3 protein-coding genes are annotated in these 5041 nt (G+C 62.0%); 2 read left to right on the top strand and 1 reads right to left on the bottom strand.

The genetic code is table 11. The features are described 5' to 3' along the window. Positions 1–447: 447 nt before the first annotated feature. Together ACH0CP_RS18850 and ACH0CP_RS18855 are read left to right on the top strand one after the other, a co-directional pair. Positions 448–2409 (top strand): ATP-dependent endonuclease, encoded by a 1962-nt coding sequence (locus ACH0CP_RS18850; protein WP_056025189.1) that lies wholly within the window; start codon positions 448–450, stop codon positions 2407–2409. Next, entirely contained in the window at positions 2406–4337 is a 1932-nt protein-coding gene (locus ACH0CP_RS18855; RefSeq protein ID WP_056025186.1) for a UvrD-helicase domain-containing protein, read from the top strand. The genes ACH0CP_RS18850 and ACH0CP_RS18855 overlap by 4 nt, the downstream gene beginning before the upstream one ends. 39 nt (positions 4338–4376) lie before the next feature. On the opposite strand, the gene ACH0CP_RS18860 is transcribed toward ACH0CP_RS18855, so the two are convergent. Next, positions 4377–4961, bottom strand: coding sequence for a recombinase family protein (locus tag ACH0CP_RS18860; protein ID WP_056025183.1), 585 nt, complete (start codon positions 4959–4961; stop codon positions 4377–4379). Positions 4962–5041: the final 80 nt, after the last annotated feature.

Below are 5041 nucleotides of genomic sequence, written 5' to 3' on the forward strand. Positions count from 1 at the left end.
TTGCGGCAACGCTCAGGCCTTTGTTGACCATTTGTTCCGACTGCCGCTGTCCATATGACAAACCTTGAGGTGCCCCCCACTTCCTGCCATCCGGGAACGATCGCCCTGTCCCAAATCACCATCGATTGTGAGACGTTCGCCGGCGCTTAGCATACGCTGGCGAAGCGTTCCTGCGATGACCCTTGGTAGTTCTGACATCGACCGCGATCGATCGGCATTTCCGAGCGGCGGCCCTGGCACCGCTTTCTGCTCCAGCGCCTAAGATCGTCGCCCAAAGCAGGCCTTAGTGCTAGTCATCGCCGAAGCCGCGATTGCGGCTTCGGGGGCAGGAATGAAAACGGGGGCGATGTGCATCTAAAAACGCTCAAGCTGTGGAAATTTCGGGGGTTTGCCAGTTCAAACTACAATCATGAGGTCATTGATGGACCTCACCCTGTAATCGTCGACATGGCGGTCGATACGACTGTCTTCATCGGCCGAAATGGCGCGGGCAAGAGCGCCATGCTTCAAGCACTGTTGCGTCTCTTCGGCGAGACCCGAGACGAGCGCAAGATCCAGCCGGCTGACTTTTTCGTCGAGCCTGGCGAGCGACTTGAAAGCGTTGCCAAACGTGAGCTGTTCCTGGAAGTCGAGATTGCGTTTCCAGAGCTAGACGGGGGCGACGCAGACGCCGAGCGCACGGTACCCTCAGCCTTCCGCCATATGATTGTGACCAGCCCCGGTGCGGCGCCGTTTGCGCGGCTGCGTCTCGAAGCCACGTGGGAGCTCGGCGGGACGCTCGACGGTGTGATCGAGGAGAAGCTCTTCTGGATCCTGACGCCTGACGATGTTCCGACCGGCGAAGGTAGCGCCTTGGTGAAGCGCAAGGTTTCGGCGAGCGAACGCAGCCACATCGTTGTGCGCTACATACCGGCATCGCGCGATGTGACCGCGCTCACCCAGCTTACAGTGAAGAGCCTAGGGCGCAGCCTCATGAACGCTGTGGTTTGGCAGAACAAGGACGAGATCGCCGAACTCGTCGCCAAGGCCGCCGAGAAGCTCGACGCGGAAGGCGCGCTAGCGCGGGTGAACGCTGCTATCAACGCTTGCTGGAGCGAACTCAATACGGCGGAAACCGGCACGACTGCCAAATTGGCGGTGCTCGCGCCTGATCTCCAGCAGATCGTGCGATCTGCCACAATTCAACTCAGCCCGTCGTCGCAAGGCCGGACCATGACGGTCGAGGATCTCAGCGATGGCCAGCGATCACTCTTCCACTTTGCCTTGGTAAAGGCGCTGCTGGACCTCAAGCTTGAGCTCGAGGCGGAGGTCCGCGATGCCAAAACGCCGCCATTCGAAGCGGCTTTTGCTCGCGCTCCCGCGCTGACGGTGTTCGCCTTCGAGGAGCCAGAGAACCATCTGGCGCCGTTTTTCCTGGCGCGCCTGTTGATGCAGCTGAGCGTGCTGACGAAGACTGCCCGTGTGCAAGGCGTGCTCACCAGTCATGCGCCCTCGATCGTGGGACGGATTGAACCCAAGGCGATCCGGCATATTCGCCGGGAAACAAAGACCGGCCTGTCAACGGTCTGCGCCCTTGCTCTTCCGGAGGATGGTACCGAAGCGGCGAAGTTCGTCCGCGAGGCGGTACGAGCGCACCCAGAAATCTACTTCGCGCGCCACGCTATTTTCGGCGAAGGTGCGTCCGAGGAGATCGTGCTGCCCTGGCTCGCCGAGAAGATTGGCGTGCCCATGGATCGCTCATTCGTCGCGATCGTGCCCGTCGGTGGCCGTCATATCCAGCATTTCTGGCGTTTGGTCGAACAGCTTGGCATCCCCCACTCCACCCTCCTCGACCTCGATCTGGGGCGAAGCAGTGGTGATTATGTGCAGTTCAGCTCGGTTGCAAAGGCGCTCACGTCTGGCGGACACCCGCGCAGTGCGGAGCAGCAGAAATGGCTCGATGCCGCCATTGAGCTCAAGCGTCCCCCGGCCTGGGGTGAGGGGAGTGCGACAGATAAATTCCTCCAGGATTGGATGGCTTGGCTCGAGCAGTTCGGCGTTTTCTTCTCCGCGCCACTCGACCTCGACATGCTGATGGTTGAGGCTTTTCCGGACGCCTATAAGACGTTGCCGGATCGTGCGACCGGGCCTCGTGGCGCCGATGACGCGGACGTGATCGCCAAGGCGGCTAAGGAGGTGGTCGGAGCCGACGGCTTTGGCGTTGCACCTTATGAAGCCGACAAGAACTGGCCGCTCTTCTCGTGGTACAAATATCTGTTCCTTGGGAGCCGCGGCAAGCCCGCCGCGCATCTGTTCGCGTTGGCGACCCTCGAAGCCGATGAAGATGCCGATATTCAGCCGGAGATCCCAAAGGTCCTTGCGCGCCTCGTCGCGCATGTGAAAGCCTCTCTTGAAGCACCGATCGCATGATCAAGCCCGATGATTGGAAGCCGATCGAAGTTGCAGCGCTTGAGCCGGCGGCACTCGGTGCCGTGACGGCCACGGGAAGCACGCTGGTGGTTGCGGGGCCTGGGACCGGCAAGACTGAGCTTCTCGGCCAGCGTGCCGCTTTCCTGCTCCAGACGGGGCGTTGTGCCTACCCGCGGCGCATCCTGGCAATCAGCTTCAAGCGCGATGCCGCCAGCAACCTGCGGGAACGGGTCGAGAAGCGCTGCGGCCGGGCGCTCGCCCGCCAGCTCGATTCCTATACCTTCGACGCGTTCGCCAAACAGCTTCTCGACCGCTTCTGGCGCGCGCTTCCCAACCACCTGGCGCTCTCCGGTATGTACAAGATCGGCCGCGCGCAGCCGCCGCGGCAGGGCTACGGACAGTTTCAGTTGTCGGTCGTCGACGCCTTGAAGACTGCCTCCGGGTCTGTCGGCTGGGCAGCCCAGATGTTGGGGGGGCAGCCTCAGGAGCACGCCGTCCATGCGGTTGGCTTCGACGAGTATAGCCGGGGCGTGCAGGCGCTTTGTCTCGAGCCGCTTACAGCCTCATCAACGGCAGCTTTTCTCCAACTCGTGGCACTGCGCGAGGGCCTGATCGCAAGCCCGCCTTCGCTGACGTTCCCACAGATCGGCATCCTTGCAGCGGCTGCGATCACGGCCAATCCCATGATCCGCACCGCGCTGCGCGCGACCTACAGCCATGTCTTTCTCGACGAGTTCCAGGATACCACATCGGTTCAATATGCCTTGGTGGCGGCGATGTTTGAGGGTTCCGAGACGGTCTTGACCGCCGTTGGCGACACAAAGCAGCGTATCATGGGCTGGGCGGGCGCCCGTCAGGACGTGTTCGAGGCTTTTGAGCAGGACTTCCTTAGCGTCGCGTCCGCTCACGGGCGGCTCAGTCTCACCAAAAACTATCGAAGCAACGAGCGAATCGTCGCGATCCTGAACATCCTCAAAGCTCGCCTGGCGCCGGAGGAACCGGACTTCGTGGCGGTGCGCAAGGCACCCGACCTTCCCGACGAGGAAATCTGTTCGGTGCTCGTCGCCGACCACGAAAACGCTGAGGCCGAGGCCGTGGCGAAGCTCGTGGCCGAGGCGATCGCCGACGGGACCGATCCACGAGTGATCGGGTTGCTCGTGCGTCAACGCGCACCCGAGTGGGAGGAGCGCCTGCGCGACGCCTTTGACCGCGAGAGCGTCACCCTTCGCAACGAGGATCGGGACGTCGGCGGCGCCACGATACAGGAGCTGATGACCGAAGCGTATTCTCGCTTCCTGCTTGATCTCCTGGAGTTCTGCTCGCGCAAATATGGTGGCACGCTCTGGAGTGCGGCGATGGACCATTTCGCCGCAGCCGAGGGGATAGAGATCGACGACGACGAGACCGCTGAGCGCGCCTTGGCCACCCGAGTTGATAAGTTCCATACCGAGAACCGGATCGATCCTCGTGTCAAGCCGGAGCCCGACGAGGTACGCGCACGTATTGGAGCGATCGAAGAGTGTGTCGGGCTGGACCGGCTGCGGAGCCTGGCGCCTCAATATGCCACCGGCGACTTTTTCGAAAGCATCAGGAAGGCGAGCGCGGACTTCTTGATCGAATGCGCCGAGGCCACAACGTCGTGGTCCGATGCGATCGATCGATTTCGTGGCATCGGGCAGGTTCCCCTCTTGACCATCACCAAGAGCAAGGGCCTCGAATATGACCTTGTGGTGCTGCTTGGGCTGAATGACGACCAGTGGTGGAGCTTCGACAGGAACACCGATGAGGGTCACTCCGTGTTCTTCGTCGCCGCATCGCGGGCACGGGAACGACTTCTGATGACCCGCACAAGCAGGGACCGGAACCGAAAGATCGAGGAAATCTTCGATCTGTTACGCGCGGCAAACGTTCCCGAGCGCCGCGTGTGAGTGCGAAGCTTGGAACCTCAGCGACGAAGCGAGGGTGCATCAGTCGCCCGTGACGTTTGCGCTGATGAGCACCTGCTCCGGGGCAGGAAGATGCCGATACAGCGTAGGAACGGAGACACCGATCGCCGGCGCTATTTCGCGCATCGGCATGCCCGACGCCAAAAGCTTGCGCGCCGCCTCGAGCCGCTTGGGTGTCATCACCGTCTTGCGGCCGCCCACCCTTCCCTCGCGACGTGCCACCATCAGCGCGGCTGTTGTACGCTCACGGTTCAGGTCCCGCTCCATTTCCGCCATCGCCGCCATGATATGGAAAACGAGCTTGCCGGCCGTACCGGCGGTGTCGATCCCATCGGTGAGCGACCGGAAGCCGATGCTGCGCTCGGCCAATTCAGCGGCTAGGTCCACGAGTCCCTTCATCGTTCGGCCCAGACGATCGAGCTTCCAAACGATTAGTACATCCCCCGCTCGGGCGTGCGACAAGGCGTCAGCCAAGCCGATCCGGTTTGCCTTGGCACCGCTGGCCTTGTCGCTGAACGTCCGATCGCAGCCCGCCTCGCGCAAGGCGTCGAGCTGGGGCGTCAAATCCTGTTCGGGTGTCGAGACCCGTGCATAGCCAATCAGCATTAAGAGGGCATAGCGTGGATGGTACGCTAAACAACGCTAAGGGCGAACAATCAGCGAACGCTTAGGCGGCGCGGCTATCC

This window comes from Sphingomonas sp. 179-I 2A4 NHS (assembly GCF_045369135.1).
Taxonomy (GTDB): Bacteria; Pseudomonadota; Alphaproteobacteria; order Sphingomonadales; family Sphingomonadaceae; genus Sphingomonas.